The 26,240-nt window shown below is 47.3% G+C and carries 15 protein-coding genes and 1 pseudogene; 12 read left to right on the top strand and 4 right to left on the bottom strand.

Features of this window, described 5'->3' with window-relative positions; all coding sequences use genetic code 11:
• The 6 genes from SHEWPOL2_RS15700 to SHEWPOL2_RS15675 form a co-directional block, all read left to right on the top strand.
• The coding region (locus SHEWPOL2_RS15700) for an ATP-binding cassette domain-containing protein (RefSeq protein WP_037429682.1) at positions 1-476 on the top strand (476 nt) is incomplete at its 5' end.
• A complete protein-coding gene (locus SHEWPOL2_RS15695; RefSeq protein WP_037429681.1) occupies positions 477-1,661 on the top strand; it encodes an ABC transporter permease in 1,185 nt (394 codons plus the stop codon).
• Entirely contained in the window at positions 1,658-2,620 is a 963-nt protein-coding gene (yjfF, locus tag SHEWPOL2_RS15690; protein WP_037429679.1) for a galactofuranose ABC transporter, permease protein YjfF, read from the top strand. Before SHEWPOL2_RS15695 ends, yjfF begins: the two co-directional genes overlap by 4 nt.
• Positions 2,595-3,731 (top strand): family 43 glycosylhydrolase, encoded by a 1,137-nt coding sequence (locus tag SHEWPOL2_RS15685; protein WP_037429677.1) that lies wholly within the window; start codon positions 2,595-2,597, stop codon positions 3,729-3,731. Before yjfF ends, SHEWPOL2_RS15685 begins: the two co-directional genes overlap by 26 nt.
• 61 nt (positions 3,732-3,792) lie before the next feature.
• Positions 3,793-4,794 (top strand): family 43 glycosylhydrolase, encoded by a 1,002-nt coding sequence (locus tag SHEWPOL2_RS15680; RefSeq protein WP_037429675.1) that lies wholly within the window; start codon positions 3,793-3,795, stop codon positions 4,792-4,794.
• A gap of 286 nt (positions 4,795-5,080) precedes the next feature.
• Positions 5,081-5,671: a DUF4303 domain-containing protein gene (locus SHEWPOL2_RS15675; protein ID WP_037429674.1), complete on the top strand. Its 591-nt coding sequence runs from the start codon at positions 5,081-5,083 to the stop codon at positions 5,669-5,671.
• Positions 5,672-5,918: 247 nt separating this feature from the next.
• On the opposite strand, the gene SHEWPOL2_RS15670 is transcribed toward SHEWPOL2_RS15675, so the two are convergent.
• Both SHEWPOL2_RS15670 and SHEWPOL2_RS15665 read right to left on the bottom strand, forming a co-directional pair.
• Entirely contained in the window at positions 5,919-8,306 is a 2,388-nt protein-coding gene (locus SHEWPOL2_RS15670; RefSeq protein WP_037429673.1) for a glycoside hydrolase family 127 protein, read from the bottom strand.
• Between the two features lie 106 nt (positions 8,307-8,412).
• Positions 8,413-9,858 carry an MFS transporter gene (locus SHEWPOL2_RS15665; RefSeq protein WP_037429672.1) on the bottom strand — a complete coding sequence of 482 codons (1,446 nt, stop codon included), beginning with the start codon at positions 9,856-9,858 and terminating at the stop codon, positions 8,413-8,415.
• 206 nt (positions 9,859-10,064) lie between these two features.
• Here SHEWPOL2_RS15665 and SHEWPOL2_RS15660 point away from each other — a divergent pair, with 206 nt between their 5' ends.
• Positions 10,065-11,132, top strand: a complete 1,068-nt coding sequence (locus SHEWPOL2_RS15660) for an arabinan endo-1,5-alpha-L-arabinosidase (protein WP_037429670.1) — start codon at positions 10,065-10,067, stop codon at positions 11,130-11,132.
• Positions 11,133-11,134: 2 nt separating this feature from the next.
• On the top strand, positions 11,135-13,039 hold the full coding sequence (locus SHEWPOL2_RS15655; RefSeq protein ID WP_037429668.1) for a family 43 glycosylhydrolase: 1,905 nt from the start codon (positions 11,135-11,137) through the stop codon (positions 13,037-13,039).
• 426 nt (positions 13,040-13,465) lie between these two features.
• Here the strand turns inward: SHEWPOL2_RS15655 and SHEWPOL2_RS15650 are convergent, their stop codons facing one another.
• Together SHEWPOL2_RS15650 and SHEWPOL2_RS15645 are read right to left on the bottom strand one after the other, a co-directional pair.
• Positions 13,466-14,221: a sulfite exporter TauE/SafE family protein gene (locus SHEWPOL2_RS15650; RefSeq protein ID WP_037429666.1), complete on the bottom strand. Its 756-nt coding sequence runs from the start codon at positions 14,219-14,221 to the stop codon at positions 13,466-13,468.
• A gap of 173 nt (positions 14,222-14,394) precedes the next feature.
• Positions 14,395-17,232 (bottom strand): TonB-dependent receptor, encoded by a 2,838-nt coding sequence (locus SHEWPOL2_RS15645; RefSeq protein ID WP_037429665.1) that lies wholly within the window; start codon positions 17,230-17,232, stop codon positions 14,395-14,397.
• A gap of 573 nt (positions 17,233-17,805) precedes the next feature.
• Here SHEWPOL2_RS15645 and SHEWPOL2_RS15640 point away from each other — a divergent pair.
• The 4 genes and pseudogenes from SHEWPOL2_RS15640 to SHEWPOL2_RS23390 all read left to right on the top strand — a co-directional run.
• The gene (locus tag SHEWPOL2_RS15640) at positions 17,806-21,171 is read left to right on the top strand and encodes a LamG-like jellyroll fold domain-containing protein (RefSeq protein WP_037429663.1); all 3,366 of its coding nucleotides are present in this window, start codon (positions 17,806-17,808) and stop codon (positions 21,169-21,171) included.
• A 468-nt stretch (positions 21,172-21,639) separates the two neighbouring features.
• Entirely contained in the window at positions 21,640-22,536 is an 897-nt protein-coding gene (locus tag SHEWPOL2_RS15630) for an SMP-30/gluconolactonase/LRE family protein (protein ID WP_037429660.1), read from the top strand.
• A 529-nt stretch (positions 22,537-23,065) separates the two neighbouring features.
• Positions 23,066-26,083: a formate dehydrogenase-N subunit alpha gene (gene fdnG, locus SHEWPOL2_RS15625; RefSeq protein WP_083848336.1), complete on the top strand. Its 3,018-nt coding sequence runs from the start codon at positions 23,066-23,068 to the stop codon at positions 26,081-26,083.
• Positions 26,084-26,085: 2 nt separating this feature from the next.
• Positions 26,086-26,240 (top strand): annotated as a pseudogene (locus SHEWPOL2_RS23390) (formate dehydrogenase subunit beta); the annotation flags it as partial.

Genomic DNA, 26,240 nt, shown 5'->3' with positions numbered 1-26,240 from the left:
GTAAGATTGACGGCATTATCGGCCCTTTGTCTATCCGTGAAAACATCATACTCGCGCTGCAGGCACGTATCGGTTGGTGGCGGTATTTATCTAAAGCTCGGCAGCAGGAAATTGCCCAGTTCTTTATCAATAAATTACAGATTGCAACCCCAGATGCGGATAAACCCATAGAACAGTTGAGTGGCGGTAATCAGCAGAAGGTGATCCTCGCGCGTTGGTTAGCCATAGAGCCGATTTTATTGGTACTGGATGAGCCGACCCGTGGCATCGATATTGGTGCCCACGCTGAAATCGTCAAGCTTATCAGAAGCCTGTGTGATGACGGCATGTCACTATTGGTCGCATCGTCCGAGCTTGATGAGCTTGTGGCCTTTTCAAATAAAGTCGTGGTGCTACGCGACAGATATGCAGTACGTGAACTTTCAGGCGCGGAACTGACCTCGCAACATGTAATGCAAGCGATTGCGGAGGGATAAATGAAAAACTCTGTCCAAACCCTATCGACCGAATCATTTTCGCCTGAGTCGAACTCATCTGAGCGACAACGGATGCAGGAAAGCCACAAAACCATGGTTCAAGAAAAAAACGCCCGTTACCAAGCGGGCAAGTCGACCTCCATTGGTCGATACCTCTGGCCACTCTTGGCTTTAGGTATTCTGTTACTTGCCAATCTGTTTATTGATAGCAATTTCTTTAATATCAGCTATCAAGACGACAGACTCTATGGCTCTTTGATTGATATCTTAAATCGCAGTGCACCCGTGGCGCTGCTCTCAATTGGTATGAGTCTCGTGATTGCCACTGGCGGAATCGACCTGTCGGTTGGTGCCGTGATGGCGATTGCGGGCGCGGTTTGCGCCAATCTACTGTTAGTGCCGGATTTAAGCTTAGTCATCGTCATTGCTGCGGGCTTAAGCGTTGGGCTCTTAGCCGGTTGTATTAATGGTGGTCTGGTGAGTTTCTTAGGCATTCAACCGATTGTCGCAACTTTGTTGCTTATGGTGGCAGGGCGCGGTGTTGCTCAGCTTATCAACCAAGGGCAAATTATCACCTTCCAGCACCCAGGCTTTGCCGCTATTGGCGTGGGCCAGTTTTTAGGCCTGCCGATGCCCGTGTGGATTGTGATTGGGATGCTGATCTTTAGCCAATTACTGCTACGTAAAACCGCCTTAGGGCTGTTTATCGAAGCGGTGGGCTGTAATGCCAAGGCGAGTCGTTACCTTGGGATCAACGATAAATCCATCAAACTGTTTGCCTATGCCATTGCGGGTCTGTGCGCGGCATTGGCCGGCATGATCAGCACCGCCGATATCCAAGGTTCAGATGCGAATAATGCCGGACTGTGGCTTGAGCTCGATGCCATATTAGCAGTGGTTATTGGCGGCGCCGCACTCACGGGCGGGCGTTTCTCCTTAGTCTTGTCGGTTGTGGGCGCGCTGGTCATCCAAACCTTAGCAACTACGATTATCGTCAGTGGTTTACCCGCTAAATTTAACTTGCTGATCAAGGCCATCGTTATCCTGACCGTGCTGCTGTTGCAATCGGCTAAATTTAGGCGCCAATTGTCGGCGCTATTCAAATCCAAGCGCCAAGCGGATGCAAAACCAGCAGAAAAGGGTACAAGTGCAAAAGTCAGCACAGCGACAGGAGAAAAACCATGATAGCAAGACGTTTTATCCCGCTGTGGATCACCGCCTCATTGCTGCTGACGATGTTTCTGGTCGGCACCTTTCAGTTTGACGGTTTTGCTAGCGGCCGAGTAGTCACCAACCTGTTGCGTGATAATGCGTTCTTATTGATCACCGCATTAGGCATGACCTTAGTGATTATCTCCGGGGGCATTGATCTTTCAGTTGGCGCCGTCATCGCCTTAAGTGGGGTTGTCAGCAGTTTATTGATCACCGAGTACCAGTGGCATCCATTGTTGGCCTTTGCGGTTATCTTGCCCCTTGGGACGCTGTTTGGTGCACTCATGGGCAGCATTATCCATGTATATAAGTTGCAGCCTTTTATCGTGACGCTTGCGGGCATGTTCCTTGCGCGGGGCTTAGCGACGACGCTCAGCGAAGAGTCGATTGCCATTGACCATCCATTTTACGATGCGGTGGCCGAGATGAGCATTGCACTACCAGGCAATGCTGCGCTCGATTTAAGCTCACTGATCTTTATTCTGTTTTTTGTGATTATCGCCATTGTGATGCATTACAGCCGTTTCGGCACCAATGTGTATGCCATTGGTGGCAATCAACATTCTGCTGAACTAATGGGGATTTCCATCGCGAAAACTACCATCAGTATTTACGCCATCAGTAGCTTTCTGGCAACGCTTGCAGGCATCGTCTTTACCTTTTACACCTTCTCTGGTTATGCGCTTGGCGCCATTGGCGTCGAACTGGATGCCATTGCGGCCGTGGTCATTGGTGGCACCCTGTTAACGGGTGGTAGTGGCTTTGTGCTCGGTACAGTACTTGGGGTGATTTTGATGGGGGTGATTCAAACCTATATTACCTTCGATGGCAGTTTAAGCAGTTGGTGGACCAAAATAGTTATCGGACTCTTATTGTTCTTTTTCATCCTATTGCAGAAACTCTTGAATGGACGCAAAACACAACATGGATAATCGTCAACCTAACCTGTCGGTCTTTCGGCGCTTGCCTTTGACCTGTGGCTTACTCGCCGCATTGGCATTGCCATTAGCGCAAGCCGTGCCTGTGCTTGAGATTAGCCGCGCACAATCCCACAGCGCCACGGCGCAAGCCCTCGATGCGAATGCGCCCTTTATCGAGAGAAGGGCGGATCCTTGGGTGATCCGCGATGATGACGGCAGTTACTACTTTATTGCCTCCGTGCCTGAGTTTGACCGCATCGAACTTCGCCACGCCAAAACCATCGACGGTTTACGCCAAGCAACACCTAAAACCCTGTGGCGCAAGCATGAAACCGGCCCCATGAGTATCGATATTTGGGCACCTGAGCTGCACAAAATCGATGGTCGCTGGTATATCTATTTTGCGGCCAGCAATAAGGATGTGCGTTTTCATAACCGCATGTTTGTCTTAGGACTTGAGGGTGACTCGCCGATGACGGGGCAGTGGCAGGAGCTTGGCAAATTGCAATCGGCGCAGGATGCCTTCTCCCTCGATGCGACCAGCTTTAGCCTCAAGGGCGAGCGATATTTTATTTGGGCGCAGCAGGACAAAGCCAAGCGTTACAACACTGGTTTAGTGATTGCCAAAATGCTATCACCAACTCAACTCTCTGATAACGAAGCCATTATCAGCGAGCCCTTATTGGATTGGGAGCGTTTAGGCTTTAAAGTCAACGAAGGCGCTGCGGTGTTGGTTAAAAACGGTAAAGTCTTCGTGACCTATTCCGCCAGTGCCACGGATGACCGTTATGCCATGGGGCTGTTATGGGCCGATGAAAATGCCGATTTACTCGATCCCAAGAGTTGGCATAAATCGCCAAGCCCAGTCTTTACCACTGAGCCTAGCCTGAATCGTTTTGGCCCTGGCCATAATAGTTTTGTACTGGCAGAGGATGGTAAAACCGAGCTGATGTTTTACCATGCACGTAACTATCTTGAGCTGCAGGGGACGCCATTGACTGACGGCAATCGGCACACTTACCACCGTGCGATTAGCTGGTCGGTGGACGGTTTCCCAGTATTTGATAATCAGCACAGTGATAGCCAAACCCTGCATCAGCAAGACACGCAATCCCGCGAATAAGCGAAATGCGTTTAACAGACACGAACCGCACACTTAAGTAATCGAAATAGACAGGTTTTCCATGATAAGAGCAACAAACAGCCCCCTAGTCGAGCAGCGCGCCGATCCCTTTGTGTATCGACATAGCGACGGTTATTACTACTTTACGGGCTCTGTTCCGACCTACGATCGGATTGAACTGCGTAAATCCAAGACCTTAGACGGCTTGAAAGACGCGCAAACATTCGATATCTGGTTTAAACACCAAAGCGGCCCGATGAGCCGCCACGTGTGGGCGCCCGAGATCCATTATCTCGACGGCAAATGGTACATCTACTTTGCGGCCAGCGAAGAAGAAAATATTTGGGCCTTACGCCCCTATGTGCTTGAGTGCCAAGGGCAAGATCCCTTGAATGATGAATGGATTGAACTTGGCATGATGCAGGCGGCAGATGGTGATAATAAGTCATTTATCGACTTTTCCTTAGATGCGACCATTTTTGAAAACAACGGTAAGCGTTACTTCTGCTGGGCGGAGAAAACCGGCGGTCAATTTGCGGCATCCAACCTGTATTTAGCGGAAATGGCATCGCCCATCAAGTTAAAGACGGCGCAATTTATGCTCACCACCCCAGATTACGGTTGGGAACGAGTCGATTTTTGGGTTAATGAAGGGCCTGCAGTGCTTAAACATCAGGGGAAAATCTTCATTACTTTCTCGGCCAGCGCGACAGGTGCTTGTTATTGCATGGGTTATATGGAGGCCGATGAGCATGCTGATTTGCTCGATCGTAACTCATGGAAGAAAACCCGCCAGCCAGTGCTGTGCACTGATGTCGACAAGCAAATCTTCGGCCCTGGTCATAACAGTTTCACCGTGGCAGAAGATGGCGTAACGCCCATCTGTGTGTACCATGCCCGTGATTATGAACATGCGGTGGGCGATCCTAGCGTGGTGCCAAAGACAGATACCCGTCCATTAGCGCAAATTATTAAAGATCCACTCTATGATCCCAATCGCCATGCTCGGATGTTAGTGGTGTCATTTGATGAAAGCGGGCGCCCCTTGTTCAACCTCTACTAATTCATTTGCCACCACAAAGATTCGATAACCGCGGGGCATGCTTCAGCAGCCCCGCTTTTTTATATCTGAGTGAAGCGCTATTGCTGCTTAGGTGAAGCGCGATTGTTTAGGCTCGCACGCAAAACAAGCTATTCCAATCGCTATTTCAATCACTTAACCGATTCAATCTTTGAAGCTAAAGATGTTATATTGCCGCCCGAGCATTCACATTGTGGGTAGAAGTCCTGCCTGAATGTGGGAGTGAATTTCAGTGATGATGATTTTGCCAAGATCGAGGAGTAGGGATATGGCGATAAATAAGGACAAGCTTAGTGCGGATATTGAAGCTGGATTGGAAGAGTTTGCTCAGGAACTCGCTCTGGCACTAGCAGAATATTACGATTGGTGGCTGTCACACTATCCGGCGCAGACCCTCTACGGTTTTTGCCTATACAGCACGCCCTTAGTGGAATATCTAGGCGTTACGCTTTTCACTGAGGAAGGTTTGACTGCCGTCGCAGAGCAATATCAAAACGACAATAGTTTTCGACATAAATCCCTCGCAGAGCTTAAGCAAACGCTGCGTTGGTCGGCCTGCGACTCTCCACATCACGATGAAAATGAAAATATTTTTGAGGCGATTAACGACAAACTGCAATTGCTACAAGAGGACGCTGAAGCGCTTGAGTCCGAAGAGGCATACGATGCTTACCTCAAAGCCTTGTACGCCATATTAGTCAGGGCGCTCAATGAGGTTAAAGCTATGCGCCCGCTAAACCCGCAGGCAATATTGTTCTCCGTCTGGTTTGGCGATCAAAGCGATGCTGATATCGATTATTTTGTTCAAAGTTGCAATAACAAAGAGATGGTCGCTTGTTTTTATCAGCAATGGCGCTAAATTTTGGTAGCAAAAATTTTCAACGTAACTGACTTACTTAGCCTGCAACCAACGATATCCTACCCGATATGGACTGATATTTACGGATAGTGACTGATAGCGGCATCGGGCCACCAGCAAGCATTAGGTAGTGCCAAGCGCAGAAACTTTGGGTAAGCGGATAAAGAAATAAGGGAAAGCGTTTCACTTTTCCTTATCTGAATCAGTGTTTTAAGCCCGAGTGCCTATATGCGCTCAGGATGCTCGCTTACAAAGTCGAGGTTGGCTCGCTTTTTAGCAGGCGCACCTCATATAAACCGCCAGCAATCGAGCCCAGTTTTGCCACAAATTTCACCCTGAAGGGCACAGTGCTATCCAAAAGCATATCGGCGGGAATAGGGTAGTCGACACTATAAAATGTTGGCCCCTTATCGGCAGGCAGAGTGACTTCGGCAAGGCGTTTATCGTTGATCAAAATGTCGAAACGTCGCCCTGCATCCAAACCAAAGTAAGTTAAGCGCAATATGGGTTGCGGTTCACCTTTGGCATCGAGTTGATAGCTAAACCAATCCTCGGCATGGCGCCAATGGCGATTACCATTAAGGCCCGCTTCACTCTTTGATGCCTTAAAGAAATGATCCGACTCAGGTTGTTGCTCACCGGGCTGCACACTATCTAAGGTTTGCGCCATCAGCTTGGCTTCCATTTGGGCTTTTTGAGCTAACGCTTGCAGTTTTTGTTGCCATTCATCGGGGGCGCTCTGGCCAAAATACAAGGTATAGCGGCTGTCATGCAGGCGAAAGAAGGGGATCAGCGTGATTGGGGTCGCTTGATTTGTACGGGCTTTCCCCGTGGTAAATTGCAGCTGACTCATGGGCTCACGGCGGATATCGGTTAAAAAGCGTGTTCCATCACTGATAAAAATCGGCGCCTGACTGGGTTCGCACATAGGGCCACTGGCAATATGCCCCATGCGACTGGCATCGCCGATAAAGTTTAAGGCTTCATTGGCGATAGGCGTCGTTTTTGCCGCTAACACAATTGGCCCATAAAGCACTGAGTAATAGGCGGTTTTATCAGGCAGCTGCTCGAGACTAATGTCCATCGGTAAGGTGATGGTCACGCTATCGCCCTTGCGCCAGTGCCGTGTTAAAGGAATATATTGCCCTTGAGTCGGTGTAAACCTTTGCGGCTCGCCATTAATGCTCACGGTCACGTCACCCTTAGCCCATGTGGGATAGCGCAGATTGAGGGTAAAGTCCGCCTCTTGATGGATAATCATCTGCGAAGTATTGTCATCGGGAAACTGAGTTTTTTGGCTAAGGCTGATGCCCTTGGCTTTCCAGTTGACCTCGGAATCGACAAACAGGTTCACAAACAGATTGTTGTCCTCCTCGGCATAGATGAGCTCGCCGTATTTAGCATGGTTTTCGATACCGGAACCAACACAACACCACATACTTTCCTGCGCCGAGGAATAGACGCGGTAATGGTCTGGGCGCATTGGCGTAAAATACACTAGGCCGCCAGTTTGCGGATGCTGGGACGAGAGAATATGGTTGTAGAGCGCGCGCTCGTAGTAATCGATATAACGTAAATCACGTTTGTTTTCATAGAGTAATTTAGACAGTTTCAGCATGTTGTAGGTATTGCAGGTCTCAGGGCCTTCTACCGAATCGAGCATACTGCTGAAGTCTTCGCTAGGATGAAAATGCTCGCGCACACTGTTGCCACCGATGGAAACGCTGCGCTGGTGAACCACTTGCTGCCAAAAGTAATCGGCGCTCTCTAACCACGCCTTGTTATGACTGAGCTCGGCAATACGTGCCACTCCCACAATTTTAGGAATTTGTGTATTGGCATGTAGGCCCGTCAGTTTATCTTGATGCTGCAACAGGGGTTGTAACAGGCTTTGATCCGTATAGCGATTCGCAAGATTTAAGTATTTGTTTTGACCTGTAATGCTGTACACATCCGCTAAGGTTTCATTTAAGCCACCGTATTCGGTGCGCAGCATAAGCTGCAGCTGCTCATCAGTTAGATTGCGACTTAAATCCAGCATCCACTCGGCAAAACCGACGAGCATTTTCTTCGCCGTAGGATTTTGAGTATAAAGATAGGCATCCCGCAGGCCGGCAAATACCTTATGCAGGTTATACCAAGGCACCCATGATTGGTTGAGCGTAAACAGATCCGCTTCAATATGACCAGCGGCGACCTGCTGCCATAATTTATCTCCATGGGGGACACCGCCCACGTAACCATTGCCATGGGCCTGTTGACACTTTTCCAACTCGGCCACCATGTAGTTGAGTCGTTCAAGCACCGCCTGATCGCCCGTAGCAGCATACATTAAGGCCAATGCCGATAGATAATGCCCACCGATATGGCCATCAAGGCCCGTATTTTCCCAATTGGGGTAGTTGTCGGCGGTAGTCGCGATTCCCGCTTCCTTACGGTAAGGAGCCAGTAGTCGCTCGGGATCCATCGACATGATGTAAGCCAAATCGGTCTGCTGGGCATGCAGAAACGGCCCGGCAGTGAGACGCACATCGTTTAGGGGAATGGGGGTAAGGCTAGCAAAACTTAGCTGGGATACGAATGGGCAAGTTAATGGCAATAACAGGCAAAGGCCAAACAATCGGGCAGTGTTCATCTTGGCTCCCTTATTATACGGATTGGAGTTTTACGTTTGGATTAACTCAGTTTTTGCGTGATAAAAAAGCCCCTGGGTAGGGGCTTATGGTGTTATCGCAGATAGATTACGCCGATACTTGAGGCGCAGCAGTCTTAGACGTTACGGCCTTAGAGGCTTCAGTGCTAGAGGCTAGAGCCTTAGACGTCAAGTTGGCGTCCGTTTGGCTTGAATGGGCCTGCTCGGGTAAAGCCTGTTTGATTTCTTCATAAACGCGGTCAGAAATCTTGTATTTGAACATCAGTAAGCCCATCAGCGCGTGGAATGCACCAGGGATCACCGTCAGCATTAACGAAATACCGGTCAACGCAAACTCGCTTTGAGTTTCACCGGGTTGATAGTTGAAGTAGGTCAGCAGCATACCGACTACAAATCCCGCCGCGCCCATGCCGGCTTTTTGGGCGAATGAGATCCCGCCAAAGGCAAGGCCAGAGACCCTGTGGCCCGTTTTGACTGTGCCATAATCCACCGACTCGGAAATCACCGACCAGAAGACAGGCGCATGTAAATCCACCACAAATGAAATCGCAAAATAGAGTACGAAGGCCAGCACTATGTCCCCCGGTTGCACGGCAAAGAACATAATGACGCTTAAGATCCCAACCGCGATTTGGCTGTAACGGAAGAGTTTAAGTTTGCAGTAACGCTTAGTGATCCAAGTCGAAGCCACCATGGCCAGAATCGCTGCGCCCACACCGGTCGATAGAAATGCTGAGAGCATTTTGGCATCGCCGCCCAAGTAGTAGGTGGCGTAGTAGGCTGCTACCGAGCCACGGATCACATAGCCAATGGTGCCAATAACACAAATCGCGGTTAACACTAACCATTGATCGTTTTTAAACAATAATCGCAGTTGCATGGCGACAGGCTTAGTTTCAACCTTATAAGCCACACGCTCTGTGGTCGTGAAAAAGCAAAATAAAAACAACAGTGTTGCCATTAATGCCATCACGCCCATGGCTTTTTGATAACCCGCGGCAATGTTATCACCGCCCCAAGACGACGCTAACATAGGCACGATAATGGTCACTAAAAAGGCGGCAATTTTGGCGAAGAACAAACGATAACCGTTGGCGGATAAACGCTCTTTCGGATCGTCGGTGATCACGCTGATAATCGAAATATAGGGAATAGTCACAGTGGTGAAGATGATAGTGACCAGAATATAGGTCGAGTAGGCCCAGATAAGTTTGGCATTGTAATCCCAATCCGGGGTTGAGAAGGTTAAGAAGACCGAAATACCAAAGGGAATTGCCATAAACAGGAAGTAGGGGCGATATCTTCCCCAGCGGGTGGTCACTTTATCGTTAATAATGCCCATTAAAGGATCGGTAATGGCATCGATAAGACGAACCAACAGGAACAATATCCCGACATCGGCGGGTTTTAACCCAAAAATATCGGTATAAAAGAAGGTAATAATTAACATCATTGACGAAATCACCACGTTAACGGCCATGTCCCCGGAGCCGTAACCGATCTTTTCAATGACTGACAATTTATGAGAACTCATCAGAAATCCTTATTATATTTATTATAAACAGTGAGTTATTGTGTTACTTTGCAATTTACCGCATCCGCAATGTTAACACATTTTTCTCCTGTTAATTTTTTTGCATTTGATTGTTACTTCCTTGTCCGATAGTATGATAACTTAATTCATCATACAATAGCATAATAGCTATTTTATTAAATAGGATGAGGTAATAAGGAGAATTAATGCCAGCCATAAGAATCACACCGAAAACAGCCCTAAAACGTCACTTTCAGATGCTCAATTACGCGCTGCTAGGCATGTTGGCAACTCTAGGCCAAGTAAGTGCCAAGCAGGTGAGTATTCATGATCCTGTGATGGCGAAAGAGAACGGGCAGTACTATCTCTTTAGCACTGGCCCCGGCATTACCTATTATTCCTCCAAGGATAAAGTCCATTGGACACTGGCGGGCCGAGTATTTGAAACCGAACCGAGCTGGGCGAGGGCGGTGGCACCTGGGTTTAACGGCCATTTGTGGGCGCCGGATATTATCGAGCACAACGGTTTGTTCTATCTGTATTACTCGGTATCTGCCTTTGGTAAAAACACCTCGGCCATTGGCGTGACAGTCAATAAAACCCTCGACAAAAACTCGAAGGACTACCAGTGGACAGATAAAGGCATCGTTATCCAATCTGTGCCAAATCGTGATGCATGGAACGCGATTGATCCCAATATTATTGTCGATGAAAAGGGCACGCCTTGGATGAGCTTTGGCTCCTTCTGGCAAGGGTTAAAACTGGTCAAACTCAACCCAGACTTTATCTCCATTGCCAAGCCTGAAGAATGGCACACCTTAGCCAAGTTAGAACGCCCGGCATTGCTTGGTGAAACCGAACCGGGCCCAGCACAAATCGAAGCGCCTTTTATCTATAAAAAAGATGACTATTACTACCTTTTTGTCTCCTATGGCCTTTGCTGCCGTGGGGATGACAGCACCTATCACTTAGCCGTGGGCCGAGCCAAAACGGTGACTGGGCCTTACCTTGATAAAGAGGGCAAAGACATGGCACAGGGCGGTGGCTCAGTATTACTGAAAGGCACTAAGGACTGGCCTGGATTGGGCCATAACAGTGTTTATAACTTCGATGGTAAAGATTACTTAGTCTTTCATGCCTATGAATCCGCCGATAATGGCTTACAAAAACTCAAGATGGCGGAACTGAGCTGGCGCCAAGGTTGGCCCGTGGTCGATCCTAAGGTGCTCAATCAATACCAGAGCGTATTAGTTGCACCCGAAGGAACAAAATAATAATGACTCACACAATCAACAAACGAATGGCTACGCTTGCGTTGGCCATGGGACTTAGTGCGACCTGCTTGGGGGAAGGTAACCTACATGCAGCAGAGAGTGCGAAGGGCGCGGATGAAAACCGCATTACCGCAGCCACTTTCGCCAATCCGTTATTTCGTAACGGTGCAGATCCTTGGCTCGAATACCACAATGGTAACTATTATCTAACCACCACCACGTGGACCTCTGAGCTGGTGATGCGTAAATCGCCCACCATTGCAGGGCTTGCCGATGCGCCAGCCCACAATATTTGGAGCGGCACCGATAAGTCCAACTGCTGTAATTTTTGGGCATTCGAATTCCACCCTCTGCAAACTGCGCAAGGATTACGTTGGTATGTGATTTACACCTCGGGCGTGGCAGAAAACTTCGATGGCCAGCGTAACCATATCCTCGAGAGTGAAGGCAGTGACCCCATGGGGCCATACCAGTTTAAGGGCACGCCAATGCCCGATCACTGGAATATCGACGGCAGCTATTTGGAGTATAAAGGCCAGTTATATTTTCTCTGGTCCGAATGGCACGGCCAAGATCAAGTGAACTTGATTGCCAAGATGAGTAACCCTTGGACCGTCGAGGGCGAACATAAGGTGATTACCGCACCTATTCACGACTGGGAAAAATCAGGCTTAAACGTCAATGAAGGCCCAGAGATCATTCAGCACGAGGGCAGAACCTTCTTAGTTCACTCGGCAAGTTTTTGTAACACTGAGGATTATTCCTTAGCCGTGGTCGAACTCACCGGTGACGACCCTATGGATCCCGCCGCATGGACCAAGTACGACAAACCTTTCTTTAGCAAAGCCAATGGCGTCTATGGCCCTGGGCATCATGGTTTCTTCAAGTCACCCGATGGGAAAGAAGATTGGCTTATATACCATGGCAACTCCTCGGCCTCCGACGGCTGTAGTGGTACCCGAGCGGCACGTGCTCAACCCTTTACATGGGATAACAAAGGCTTGCCTAAATTTGGCGAACCGATGGCGGATAAAAAGCAATTGCCTGTCCCAAGTGGCGAGTTTGGCCCGATAACCACTCAAGTGGAAGGCGTAAAATACCGCATCGTGAGCCGTGAAATCGGTCAATGCCTCGTGACCAATGCCAAGGGCCAGGTCAGTATCGGTAAGTGCGAGGATGACAACAGTCAATGGGTTATCGACCCGAGTAACGATGGCCTATACCGCTTTGCCAATGTGGGGCAGGGAACCTTTTTAACTCAGGCTCAGTGCCAAGATGAGTCTTCAACGGCACTGAATACGTCGCCTTGGGTCGCCTCCCGTTGTCAGCGTTGGTCGGTGGATTCGACTCGTGAAGGCTGGTTCCGCTTTGCAAACGATCGCTCCATAGGTAATTTACAGGCGAAAAATTGCAGTAAAAAGGCCGGTGCCGAGGTGATTGCGGGCGAAAACCGTGTCAGTGAATGCACAGATTGGCGGATTGAGTCTGTGTCAACATTTGCCATAGTCAACGCCCACAGCGGCAGAGTGGTCAGCGCCGAACAATGTCAGCTCAAACCCAATGCCAATGTGGCTCAGTTTGAATACACCGGCGATGCCTGTCAGCAGTGGCAAGCAGTGCAGACGACGGACGGCTTTTATCGCCTGCAATCCATCCAACTTTCAAACAACAAGGCGCAACAATGCCTTGTGACCAACGAAGGTAATCTGGAGCTAGGGGCTTGTAATACAATCGACAGTGAGTTCCGCAGCGAATTGATGCCCAATGGCTCATTAAGGCTGGTGTCCCGTAAGGGCGGTTCATCCATGAAAGTGGCCAATGGCTCCTATGCCAACGGCGATAACATAGTGGAAGACGTGTGGAAAAACACCATTTCACAACAGTTTTACTTTAGAGAGGTGAAATAATTCATCCCTTTGAAATAACTGAGCATCACCACGGCGGTGGTCATACCCAAACAACCTGAAGATATAGGATTCAGCGGGAGTTAACGCACTTTAGGCAAGGCGGTTATTTGAGAACCTAGTGAACTAAGTTAAAAATAACCAACACAGCATAAAATACGTTAAAACCCGCCGGGACGGAGAGCCTAGGGCACTCCATTTCTGTGTTACATCAATTCAAAAGGTGGTCGATTTTTTCATTGATGCGCCTTGAATTGAAGCCCCTAGGCACTCTGAAACTCGTATCTTCAGGTAGCTTGGGTATAAACGCTTGCTTGTAATGTCGTTTAAGTTGAGGTCGCTTAACGGCATCTTGGTTGAGCCTAGTTTGCTCGGCACCAGAGCAGTAATTGTGTATGCAATTACTGCTCTTTTTTATCCCGGCTCTTTTTATCCAGTCATGGCCTGCCATAACAGTCGTATAGCCAGTAGCGTGAGAATCAAATCAAAAGCTAAATTGAAATGTTTGTCCGTTACTCGAGTAAGCATCTTAAAGCCTAGCCATGTTCCAATACCGCCACTGATAATCATACAAACGAACAGTGGCCACCATGGGAGTATAGGGATATCGACCCCCTCAAAAACGATAATTTTCACCCCATGTTGTAAGGACATAATCATTGCAAAGGTGGCTACGGTACGAAATCGATCAATCTCTAACTGCTTGATAAACGCCGCAACCAAAGGGCCAGTTGCCCCAACGAATAATGAGATAAAGGTCGTTATCCCACTCGCAATTAACATGCCCATAGTACCCAGTACTACACGAGGTATTTTGGGACCCCAACAGGAGTACAAGATAAATAGGGCAATGGTGAGATACATCACCGTAGGGGGGATCGCCACTAAGACTAAGCTGCCCAGCGCGGCACCAATGAGCGCCCCCGGTAAGAATACCCTGATAATTCGCCATTGAATATGTTGCCATCCCAATAGGGCTCGTCCTAAGTTAGAGCCCAATTGCACTACGCCGTGTAGGGGAATAATCACTTGAGGCGGAAGCACTTGCGCCATCACGCCCAATAACATCACACCACCGCCAATACCAAAACAGGCGGTAAAAAATGCAGTAAAGGCCGAGCCTAAGGTTAACAGCGTGAATATATCGATAGGGATCAGATTAAAATCGAACCAAGCGGTGTGCATAGCCAATATTCAAGGAAGAAAAGAAAGATAAACTAGCAAAGCTTGGGCTCAGACAAAAGCAATTTGATGGATAAGCATTAGAAAGATCGAGTAAAAATCTCGCCATTTATTTGATATAAAAAGAAAAAGCTAATCACTGGATTAGCTTTTTCGGTTTAAACAACAGTGGTCAATTAGAAGGAGTAACGCGCACCGAGGGCAAACGTTCGGGTGTAGATACTATTCGTGCGGTTATAGAGTACTGAGTCTTCATAGTATTCTTGATAGATATCATCAAGAATATTTGTCGCATCGAAGGTTAGTACAAATTCATCTGTTACGTTATAGCTAAATTGGAAGTCAAGCGATTGCTCCGGCTTACGATAAATGCCACGAGGCATTGCGAAGCTACCTGCGTCATAAGCAGATAAGAATTTGTCACGCCAGGTGTAAGAGAGGCGAGCACTATAAACGTCTTTATCATAAATCAATACAGCACTCATTGAGGTATCTGATACACCAAATAAATCTCGTGTTGTAGTTGCAATTTGCTCACCACTTTCACTATCAAACTCTGGGATGTCTTGGCTAGAGTCTAAGAAGGTTGCACTCACTTGAGTACCTAAACCATCTAGGTAACTAGGCATATTTTCAGGGAAATACACCGCACCAAGTTCATAACCACTTAGTTTTCCATTCGAAGAGTTTTCTGGTCGGCTTAAAAGATATTTTTTTGTTTCACCATCAACTTCACGAGTGATAGTCGATACTGAGTTAAATACAAAACCTTCAATATCACGACGGAAATAAGTACCGAAAATAGAAGATCCCTCACCAAAGTAATATTCCAATGAGAAATCATAGTTTTGTGAAGTAGTTGGTTCTAACTTAGAGTTACCACTTGAAGCTTGACCGAATCCAAGCTTTGTTAAGTCTTCTGTATAGGAAATCGCAGTGGTTAAATCACCAAAGGCGGGGCGACGAATCGTTTCAGTGTAGGCAAAACGTGCAACCAGTTCATCCGTTAACCAGAAGCGTACCATTAAGCTTGGTAATAACTCCGCACTTCCATTGGTATCGGTGTCATGCACGAGATAATATCGAATGTCATCAACGACATCCTCAGTAGCATATTTTTTGCGTTCCCAGAAATCCATATCAGCATCGGCTTTCTCGTAACGTAGGCCGATTTGACCATCGACTTGCTTACCCCATAACTCAGTTTCAAAATCACTTTGGATATACGCAGCGTATGATTTTTCAGTGATGTCATAGTTAGTATACATAGCAAGAGCTTGTTCATCTGCACCGTACATCGTTTCAATAGCAGAACGATTAGCATACAGATAGTTACCGTTAGCGATAGCCCAGCTAGTTGGTACATTTCCACGGCCATCAAAGAAGTCAGTAGTTACGGTAAACATATTCGGGTCAAGATCACTAAATAGAACATTAGTGTTTAGTGAGCCTGCATCGTACAATCCGTGTTTTGCACCACGTTGCTCAGCACGTACACCAAACTTCATCTTAGTGAAGATACCGTAGTCGAGGTAATAGTCACCATCGAGTGTCCAAGTAACTGAATCCCCCTCGTCTTTGGCACCGCTATCGTATACGTTTGCCGTTTGCCACAAGGATAATTGCGTTAAATCAGATTCATTAATAGCAGTGTCAGGGTTATCTAAATAAACCCAGCTAGGGACACCACCACTTTTGTCGTTATAGTCAACATCAACGCCGTAGAAAGTTTGAGTACTATTCGCGCTTACACCACGCATCGCCAGAAATTGTGATTCATAGGTACTGGTTTGATAGACCACTTCAGACTTTAAGATCAAATTGTCAAAGTCCCACTTACCTCCTAAGGCAAATACGTAACTATCTGTTTCGTTGTGGCTATGATCTGAACTGCTAAAGCCGCCAACGTTATAGGCAGTTCGCGATTTAACCACATTGGTACCATCATAAACTTCGATACCATCTTTGATCACTTGCTGCCAATTAGCCGAGGAATCAACATTGCTAAAGAGCATAGAGTTGAAGTTATCATTGCGATAACCGTTATAGAATGCTTCAAAAAGGTACTCGGAAGTGTCAGTTGGTGCCCATTGCAATGAGAAATTTAGTGCTGGACGCTCACGTTCACCGTTATTCATATTTTGAAACACAGCATCACGCATCAACAAATATTCTTGACCGTTGATCAAGGTTCCTTCAGATGTATCAAGACCATGAGCTAAACCGCGGGTCCAATAAATATCAGGGATTTGTGTACCCGTTTCTGCGTAGTAGGGCAAGGACGCACCAGGAGCGACAACTTGATCGTTGTAATTGGTACGAATATAAGAAACGTTAACTAATGCACCGACTTCACCGATGCTGGTATCCCAGCGGTCGCTAATTAAGGCACTGAAATTGGGATCGATAGTGTCAGGCTGATCAGAGTAAATCCCTTTGGCTGCTACCGAAATTTTTTCTTCTTGAAAATCAAAAGGTCTATGGGTACGAATGTCAATTTGGCCTGCGATACCACTGGCGACTTGAGAAGAGGAGCGTGTTTTAAAGACTTCAACACTGCCGAGTAATGCCGCTGGTACGTCTGCAATTGCCACTTCACGGCCTGCGGCGGTGAAGATTTGGCGGCCATTCACTGTGGTTGTCACATCCGTTAAACCCCGAATGCTTACAGTATTGGCTTCACCTGAGGCGCGGTCGGTGACTTGAACACCCGTTACCCGTTGTAAGGCTTCAACGACGTTATTATCTGGGAATTTGCCAATATCTTCGGCAATGATGGCATCAACAACTTGAATATTTTGACGTTTGAGTTCTACCGCCTTATTTAAACTACCGCGGATCCCCTGAACCTGAATGATCTCCATCTCTTCGTTATTTTGCGCTTTACCGCTAGAAGAGGGCTGTGCCATTTCTTCCGCCTGAGGCGATTGTGTCGCTTCAGGTTCTGCTGCATACGTCGCTTGACTAGCAAGAGCAAGCAGAATCGCACTTGCCAAATAAGTCTGTTTAAACATCTAGTTAATCTCCGGTAGTTTTATTATTTGACCCGGTAGCCTAAGACACCATCTGACGTCCCGGTCTTTTTTATTCCACTTCAGAGTCACGGACATCCCCACAGTGTCCCTGAAAATTTAGAATTTTGTAGCGTACTTTGCACCATGGCATCTGATGATGCTTCAAGTGCTCAATTAAGATCTTATCAAAGTGTTAAAATCATATTGTATGACTATTAACCTGTCAACATTGCTATTTCATTTTGATAATAAAGAGAGAGTGCATTTCTTAGAATGAATTATGGACAAGGAAAAAATTAAATTTTTAAACAAAACAGAGAGATAGTTTACTGTTTGACGGTAGGTAAATTGGTGAATATGCGGCAAAATCAATATAAATCGCATTGTATATTTAGCTTTAATGCCTAATTTCTTGCAAAAAAATCATAAATCTCTTTCACAAGATATTTACTTCTTTCGTCAGAGTGCTAATGTAACTTTAGTGTTACAGTAGTATTGTATTACCAATATGTAATGCATTGATACACGATTAACCTCTAACTATCCAACACAACAATAAAAGGAACGACGCTCATGGTGCTTAAACGCTCATTCGTGTCAGCAAGCTTGATCATGGCACTTGCCGCCTGTGGTGGGGACGACAGCAGCTATAGTGCTAACGACACAAATACCTTTACACCTCCCGCTCCAGTGACTTCGGCGGATCCGACAATAGCAGGTGAGGTGAGCTATAAAAATGCAGTGGTCCATGATCCATCGATCATTAAAGATACTGATGGTACTTACTATGTTTTTGGCTCCCACCTAGCAGTGGCAAGCTCTACTGATTTAATGAACTGGACACAAATTGCCTCGGATGGTGCCGCCACGAGCAGCTTGTTTAATACCTATGCGTCAGAAATCGCTGAAGGCACGGCATGGACGGGCGGCTTTGTCGGTTCGTGGGCGCCGGATGTGATAAAGCTTGCTGACGGTAAGTACCATTTCTATTACGACTTTTGTGGCGGCCCCGATAAGATTGATTGCGTATCGCGTTCCTATTTGGGGATGGCCACCTCGGACAATATTTTAGGTCCTTATGTAAACAAAGGTTTACTCCTGAAATCAGGTCATGAGGGTGCTGAAAACCCAGGCGCAAACGGTCAAATTTACGATGGCAATGTCGACCCTAACGCTATCGATCCAGCCGTGTTTTACGATAAAGATGGCGGCCTGTGGATGACCTATGGTTCCTATTCCGGCGGGATCTGGGTCATGCAGTTAGATCCTGCAACGGGTAAACCGTTAGCGGATCAGGGCTATGGCACTAAGATCATGGGGGGCAATTACAGTGCGATTGAAGGATCTTATGTTATCTATAGCCCTGAATCCGAATACTATTATATGTTTACCTCCTTTGGTGGTTTTGCCCAAAAAGACGGTTACAACATTCGTATCTCTCGCTCTAAAAATCCTAACGGTCCCTATTTCGATGCAGCTGGGCTCGACATGATTGGCGCAACGGCCGCAGGCAATATCGCCGACTATGGCGTCAAACTGATGGGCGGTTTCCAATTTGTGGCCCACCCTGGCGATGTGGGTCATGATCACGGTTATCTGTCACCCGGCCACAACTCAGCTTTTTATGATGCACAAACGGGCAAATACTTCTTGGTATTCCATACCCGCTTCCCCGATACCGACGAAGGTCACAGCGTGCGCGTGCATGAGCTATTTCTCAACAGCGATGGTTGGTTAGTTGCCTCACCACAGCGTTATGCACCGATCAACGGCGATAACATTGTCGATGAAATCGATGTCACTGGTGATTATCAATTCATTAATCACGCAAAAAATATTAATACTGCGGCACATAAATCAGTCCATGTGAAGTTATCCCGTACTTGGACCAATAAAGGCACTGTATCTGGCGATGTGACTGGTAGTTACCAACAGGGTGATGACAATAAAATCAGCTTAACGCTAGACAATTTAGGCACATTTGAAGGCGTACTCGCCTGGCAATGGGATCCTGAACAAAACAAACTCATGCCTACCTTTAGCGCCATTTCTAATGATGGGGCGAGTATTTGGGGCGTGAAGCTCACCAATAAAACCACTGAGGAAATTTTATCGGCATCGGCAAACGGCATTAGCCTGCCGACCGAAGTCACCGAAGGCACGCTCGCCTTACCGACACAAGGTACCCGTGGGGCAACTATCGAGTGGCAATCGAGCGACGAGTCAGTGATCCGTGCCGATGGCACCATTATCAGACCCAACGTCGGCGAGGGCGATAAGGTCGTCACCCTAACCGCGACGATTATGGTCAATGGTAAGAAGGTGACTAAAACCTTCAAAATCACCGTATTTGCCCATAAAACCTATAACCGTATTGCCCAGTACAGCTTTGAGAATAACCTCAAGGATTCCTTAGGCTTATTTGGTGATGGCCAACCCACTGGCGATAGGATCTTCAAAGCGGGCGATGCCATTGGCTACGCTACAGGCTTTGAAGGACAAGCCCTGTCACTCGATGGTACCCATGGGGTGTTACTACCATCGGGCATTATCTCCAGCTACGAGTACACAGTGTCTTTTTGGGCAAGTCCTGCGGTTATTACAGGGTTTACCACGGCATTCTTCGGCGCAGTTAACGAGCAAACCGCTGAAGATGGTAGCAAGTTCTCCAATACTTGGGTCAGCATGCTGCCACAAGGTTGGGACGGTAATACCATGTTCTGGAGTCACAATATTGATACCAGCGGCAGTGCCGCGGTTGAAAGTTGGTTTGATGGTGTCACCGGCGAGCGCATCGCTGAAAACACGTGGTCGCATCTGGCGTTCTCCGTCAATAAAGGGCTAGTTAAAGTCTTTATCAACGGGGTTGAGCGCTTTAGCCGCGGTAACCTTGCGAACTACTTTACGGGCGCACAGGGCGTTTTCGGTCTTGGCGTTAACTACTGGGATCTGCCATACAACGGCCTAATTGATGAACTCAAAATCTATGAAGCGGCATTAACGGCTGAAGAAGTCAAAGCCCTCGATATCGACAAGTTAGCCGACAGTGAACTCTTGTCCTCAGCAACGGCCATTCTGGAGCTAGGCGACTTATCGGCGGTGCGTAAAAATATCGAACTGCCAGTAACGGGTCCTTATGCTGCGGCGATTTCTTGGGTATCTTCAGATCCAACGACTATTGATACCCATGGAAGCGTAACGCAACCTGCACGTGGTGAAGAAGACAAGGTGGTCACCTTAACGGCCACCTTAAAACTGGGTAATGCGACTCAAACCAAAGTCTTCACCGCAACCGTAAAAGCTAAGAATCCACCAACACCTGTAGCGGTTTACAGTTTCGAAGATAATCTTAACGACAGTACCGCTAACTTCGGTGCGGGCACTTTAGTGGGTAACCTGATTGGTGTCGAAGGCGGTAAAATCAGCTATATGGACGGCGCGGTAGGCAAGGCGGCGGTCTTTGATGGTGCCTCTGGTATTGTATTGCCGAATAACCTTATCAAAGACTACACCTACTCAGTGTCGATGTGGCTCAATCCTGAGCAGCTGAATAAGTACACTACAGCCTTGTTTGGTTATGCGACCGATTCTAGCTGGACCAGCGTCTTACCTGGCGGTCAAAATGATTATGAGCGCATGGTATTATGGTCAGGCACAGCGTGGTACGACGGTCGAACCGGTTTTGTGATGCCAAAATCCCAATGGACGCACCTGGCGTACACAGTGAATGGCGGCGATGTGAAGGTTTATATCAATGGTGAATTGAAGTTTACCGGCGCTAACTTCCCGGACGTCTTCTCAGTACCGACCACTAAGTTTGCGGTCGGGGTCAACTTCTGGGATACGCCTTTCAAAGGGGCAATCGATGAAATCAAGTTCTACGACGAAGCGATTACTGAACAAGATGTGGCTGATTTATTTAGCGAATCTAATCAATAACTGATCAGTTAAGCCAGATCGCTTGACGATCCCATTCAAAAGCTCAAAATCCGATGACCATTCGTCATCGGATTTTTTTATGCAACTCACTACCGCGTTTGCACTGGCCGGAACCATTCCGAAAAGGATTGATAGTTTAATCGCAGAAACAGAGCAGCATATACTACCGATACAACGAGAATTAAGGGTTTATCCTCGATATGTCATAGCGAAACCAAGGAAATACCCAGTCAAAAGAAAAGGCCTGTCAGCTCTTAACTGATTGGCATTACTCTCAATGGTGCTTTAAATCAATGTCTTAAGATATTTAAACCTTGCCCATTATGAAGGTCATTTATCGACTATTATCGCGATAAGCCGGTAGCTAAAAGAACCACAAGCTATATTCACGTTTTACCCTTGCTTCATCCCATAAGTTGTTTAAGATTAAGCCTTTCTGGATTACAGAGTTTATTTCTGAGTAACGCAATGCAAACGGTCACGGTTGGCGAGCTGTTGATGACGCTCCCAGTAGGAAACCTCCTTGGAGAAGGCGTATTATGGGATGAATTACACCAATCCATTTGGTGGACTGACATTCTCTCCTCTGTGATTTATCGTTTTACTCTCGCCACCTGCACACTAGATACTTTCTCCATGCCGCACCGCGTCGGCTCCTTTGGCCTCACTGCAAAGCCTACAACACTGATCGTCGCATTCGATATCGGTATTGCGACTTATAATATTGAAGATCAAAGCCTGACATGGTTGGCGCAGCCAGAATCTCATTTTGCCGGCAATCGCTTTAATGATGGTCGCATCGATAGGCAAGGGCGTTTTTGGGCGGGCACTATGGTTGAGCGGCGCGATACTTTGCAACAAACGGCAGCCCTGTATTGTCTGGATGAGAATGGGCATTGCCACCAACGCCTCTCAAATCTCGAAATCTCCAACGGCCTATGCTGGAGCGTGGATGGGCGAACGCTCTACCATGCTGATTCGCCAAAACACCAAATCTATCAATATGATTTTGATATTGAGCAGGGGCTATTGAGTCGTAAGCGCCTCTTTGCGAGCACGAGCCATCACATTTTCCCTGATGGTTCCGATGTCGATGCGGCGGGTTATCTTTGGAATGCCCAGTGGGGCGGTGGACAAGTGGTACGCTATCGTCCAGACGGTGAAGTCGATCTTATCCTCAAATTGCCCGTTACAAACCCAACCAGCATCGCCTTTGGCGGCGCAAAATTAGATTTACTTATCGTGACCAGTGCTAAACACTCACTTGACGCATCGCAATTAGCTCAAGAGCCGCAAGCGGGGGATGTATTTATCTATCAATTACAGGGTATTTATGGCGTAACCGCCCCACGTTTTTGCGGTTAGATCTAAGTAAACATCAGCGTTTTTAGCGCAAATTTTGTTATCAAATCCACTCACCAATCCCTTAGACAAAAACGATTTACCGCGCTTTCAGGCAAAATCGCCGCTTATCGCCCCAATCATTTACCTTAAATTGTGATCTTGCTCAAAAAGCGGCTAATCGGTATTTTCACTCATAATTTGAGCAACTAACGCCATTTTTGTGACGCGCATCAATAATAAGATTTACAGCTATCAGAAATTGGTACAAAGTGGACAAAATGACTACTCAAAATGTCCATATCAATAAAAGCTTTAAATCCTGAGAAATAACATTATTTAAAAGTATTAATTCAAAAATAATAATAAAACTTACATACATCAGGATATTATTCTGTTGAAAGCTTAATGTGATTTCGATCACCTGTCGGAAATTGTCATTATTAGTCACTTTTTTATACTCGCACCTTGAGTAGGGTTAAGTTCTCTACTCAAGCATGCAGCGTATTCGCTGCAACTTGTGAGCACATAAAAGAGAGTGTGTGAAATGACAATGAATAGACGACAGTTTTTTAAACTCTGTGCTGTGGGAGCCGCGACTTCTGCTATTTCTGCACTGGGGTTGATGTCCGAAAAGGCATTTGCATCCGTCAGAGGTTTTAAATTGCTACGCGCAAAAGAGACGCGTAACAATTGTTGCTACTGCTCTGTGGGTTGTGGTTTGTTGATGTACAGCCAGAGCAGTAATGGGAAAAATGCGGAGCAGAGCATTTTTCATATCGAGGGCGATGCCGATAATCCAATTAACCGTGGGGCTCTGTGTCCTAAGGGCGCTGGCTTGGTTGACTATGTGAATAGCCCGCACCGTTTAAAATATCCTGAAGTGCGTTTACCTGGTTCGGATAAATGGCAGCGCATTAGCTGGGATGAGGCCTTTAAGCGTATCGCAAGACTTATCAAAGACGAGCGTGATGCCAATCTGATTGAAAAAAATGCCCAGGGTCAAACCGTTAACCGCTTAGTCAGTCTAGGCATGATGACTTCATCGGCCCAAGCAAACGAAGGCTGCTACATTACCCATAAATTTGGCCGTGCCATTGGCATGTTAGGCATAGATAACATCGCCCGCGTTTGTCACGCACCGACACCAGCTGCGATGGCGCCCACCTTTGGCCGCGGCGCTATGACTAACCACTGGGCAGATATGAAAAATACCGATCTGGCCATTGTGATGGGCGGTAACGCTGCTGAAGCGCATCCCGTCGGTTTTGGTTGGGTGACAGAAGCGATGGAGCACAACAATGCCAAGTTGATTGTGGTCGATCCGCGCTTTAACCGCAGTGCTGCCGTCGCCGATTTATATGCGCCTATTCGTTCGGGCACCGATATTGCCTTCCTACTCGGCATGATCCGCTACCTGCTCGAAACCCAGCAAATCAACCTTAACTATGTCAAAGCCTATACCAATGCCTCGTTTATCGTGCGGGAAGACTTTGAATTTAATGAAGGTTTATTCAGTGGCTACGATGAAGCTAACCATAAATACGACCAATCTACTTGGTTCTATGAGTTAGATGAAGAGGGCTACGCTAAGGTCGACCCTAGCTTAAGTCATCCTCGTTGCGTGATTAACCTGCTGAAAAAACACGTTGATCGCTACGATCCCGACACAGTTTCCAGTATCACTGGGACGCCTAAAGAAACCTATCTTGAAGTGTGTCAGCAAATTGGGGCAACCCATGTTGACCATAAAGCCGCCACCTTCCTGTATGCACTAGGTTGGACACAGCACAGCGTCGGCGCGCAAAACATCCGCACCATGGCGATGATCCAATTGCTGCTTGGCAATATGGGGATCATGGGCGGCGGCGTGAATGCACTGCGTGGTCACTCAAACGTTCAAGGCGCAACGGACTTAGGGTTATTGTGCCAAGCCTTACCGGGTTACCTTAAATTACCTCAAGATAAAGATGTTGATTTACAAAACTATTTAGCCCATTACACCCCAAAAGCCTTAAGACCAAACCAAACCAACTATTGGCACAATTACCCAGCCTTTACCGTGTCGTTGTTAAAAGCCTTCTTCGGTGAACATGCGACGGCAGAGAATGATTATGGCTATGACTGGCTGCCAAAGTGGGACCAACAGTACGATATCAACAAGCAAATCGACATGATGGTTCACGGTGAGGTCAATGGCTACTTTATCCAAGGCATCAACGCGCTTAACTCTCAGCCCGATAAACAAAAAGTGTCTAAGGGCTTATCGAATCTGAAGTTCTTAGTTGTGCTGGATGCACTTGCAAACGAAACCTCCACTTTCTGGCGCAATGCAGGTCAGTTTAACGATGTGGATACCGCCAGTATTCAAACTGAAGTCTTCCGCTTACCCACGACCTGTTTTGCTGAGGAAAGTGGTTCAATTGCCAACTCAAGCCGCTGGTTACAATGGCACTTTAAGGGCGCAAATCCACCCGGCGAAGCCTTGTCTGATCCTGAAATTCTTTCTGGCATCATGCTGGAATTAAAACGTTTATACCGTGAAGAGGGTGGTCGTTTACCTGCGCCAATTGAAGCCATTAAATGGGACTATGCGGTCGAACATGAACCTAGTTCAGAGGAAATCGCGCGGGAGATGAATGGTTATGATCTCACGACCGGTAAGTTACTCAATGGTTTCTCCGAGTTAAAAGCCGATGGATCAACCTCATGTGGTGTTTGGGTTTACTCAGGCATGTGGACCGAAGCGGGCAACTTGATGGCGCGTCGCGATAATAGCGATCCATCAGGCAAAGGCATTACCCCAAATTGGTCATTCGCTTGGCCAGCAAACCGGCGCATCTTGTACAACCGCGCCTCCTGCGACGTGCAAGGTAAGCCGCGCGATCCAAGCCGTGTACTGCTCGAGTATAAAGACAACAAGTGGCAGGGCATTGATGTGCCAGACTTTAATGCCAAATTGAATGCCGAAGAATCGGCCCATCCTTTCATCATGCAAGCCGATGGCGTTGGCCACTTATTTGCGCTGCGTGACTTAAAAGATGGCCCATTCCCAGAGCATTACGAGCCGTTTGAATCACCACTGGCGAGTAACCCGCTACATCCTAAGGTCACCAATAACCCGGTGGCGCGGATGTTCAAAGGCTTACGTGAAAGCTTTGGTACCAATGAAGAATTCCCCTATGTTGGCACCACTTACTCAATGACGGAGCACTTCAACAACTGGACCACACATTGTCACCTTGCTGCGATTACCCAGCCACAGCACTTTATCGAAATCGATGAAACCTTGGCGGCGGAAAAGGGCATCAATAACGGTGATTGGGTCAAGGTGAGCTCTAAGCGCTCGCATATTGTCACTAAGGCCTATGTCACTAAACGGCTCCAACCCATGATGGTTCAGGGCAAAAAAGTCCATACCATTGGTATTCCACGCCATGGCAGCTACGAGGCCTTGACGCAGAAGAGTTATATCGTTAACGAACTGACTTCATCTGTGGGCGATGCCAATACCCAAACCCCTGAATACAAAGCATTCCTTGTGAATATTGCCAAAGCGGAGGGCTTCTAATTATGGCTTCTCAAGATATTATCCGCATCTCAGGCACCACGGACATTACCCCAGCGTCTCAAGCACGCATTGGAGCGGTCCAGCAGGTGACTAAGCTGTTTGATGCGACGAAATGTACCGGCTGTAAGGCCTGTCAGGTTGCCTGCTCCGAATGGAA

Source organism: Shewanella sp. POL2, from assembly GCF_000282755.1.
GTDB lineage: Bacteria > Pseudomonadota > Gammaproteobacteria > Enterobacterales > Shewanellaceae > Shewanella > Shewanella xiamenensis.
This window is presented reverse-complemented; position numbering and strand designations above follow the sequence as displayed.

Excerpts from the sequence above, each read along its gene's own strand:
- SHEWPOL2_RS15695 (WP_037429681.1), top strand. The coding sequence starts at position 477 with ATGAAAAACTCTGTCCAAACCCTATCGACCGAATCATTTTCGCCTGAG.
- yjfF (WP_037429679.1), top strand. The coding sequence starts at position 1,658 with ATGATAGCAAGACGTTTTATCCCGCTGTGGATCACCGCCTCATTGCTG.
- SHEWPOL2_RS15685 (WP_037429677.1), top strand. The coding sequence starts at position 2,595 with ATGGACGCAAAACACAACATGGATAATCGTCAACCTAACCTGTCGGTC.
- SHEWPOL2_RS15680 (WP_037429675.1), top strand. The coding sequence starts at position 3,793 with ATGATAAGAGCAACAAACAGCCCCCTAGTCGAGCAGCGCGCCGATCCC.
- SHEWPOL2_RS15675 (WP_037429674.1), top strand. The coding sequence starts at position 5,081 with ATGGCGATAAATAAGGACAAGCTTAGTGCGGATATTGAAGCTGGATTG.
- SHEWPOL2_RS15670 (WP_037429673.1), bottom strand. The coding sequence starts at position 8,306 with ATGAACACTGCCCGATTGTTTGGCCTTTGCCTGTTATTGCCATTAACT.
- SHEWPOL2_RS15665 (WP_037429672.1), bottom strand. The coding sequence starts at position 9,858 with ATGAGTTCTCATAAATTGTCAGTCATTGAAAAGATCGGTTACGGCTCC.
- SHEWPOL2_RS15660 (WP_037429670.1), top strand. The coding sequence starts at position 10,065 with ATGCCAGCCATAAGAATCACACCGAAAACAGCCCTAAAACGTCACTTT.
- SHEWPOL2_RS15655 (WP_037429668.1), top strand. The coding sequence starts at position 11,135 with ATGACTCACACAATCAACAAACGAATGGCTACGCTTGCGTTGGCCATG.
- SHEWPOL2_RS15650 (WP_037429666.1), bottom strand. The coding sequence starts at position 14,221 with ATGCACACCGCTTGGTTCGATTTTAATCTGATCCCTATCGATATATTC.
- SHEWPOL2_RS15645 (WP_037429665.1), bottom strand. The coding sequence starts at position 17,232 with ATGTTTAAACAGACTTATTTGGCAAGTGCGATTCTGCTTGCTCTTGCT.
- SHEWPOL2_RS15640 (WP_037429663.1), top strand. The coding sequence starts at position 17,806 with ATGGTGCTTAAACGCTCATTCGTGTCAGCAAGCTTGATCATGGCACTT.
- SHEWPOL2_RS15630 (WP_037429660.1), top strand. The coding sequence starts at position 21,640 with ATGCAAACGGTCACGGTTGGCGAGCTGTTGATGACGCTCCCAGTAGGA.
- fdnG (WP_083848336.1), top strand. The coding sequence starts at position 23,066 with ATGAATAGACGACAGTTTTTTAAACTCTGTGCTGTGGGAGCCGCGACT.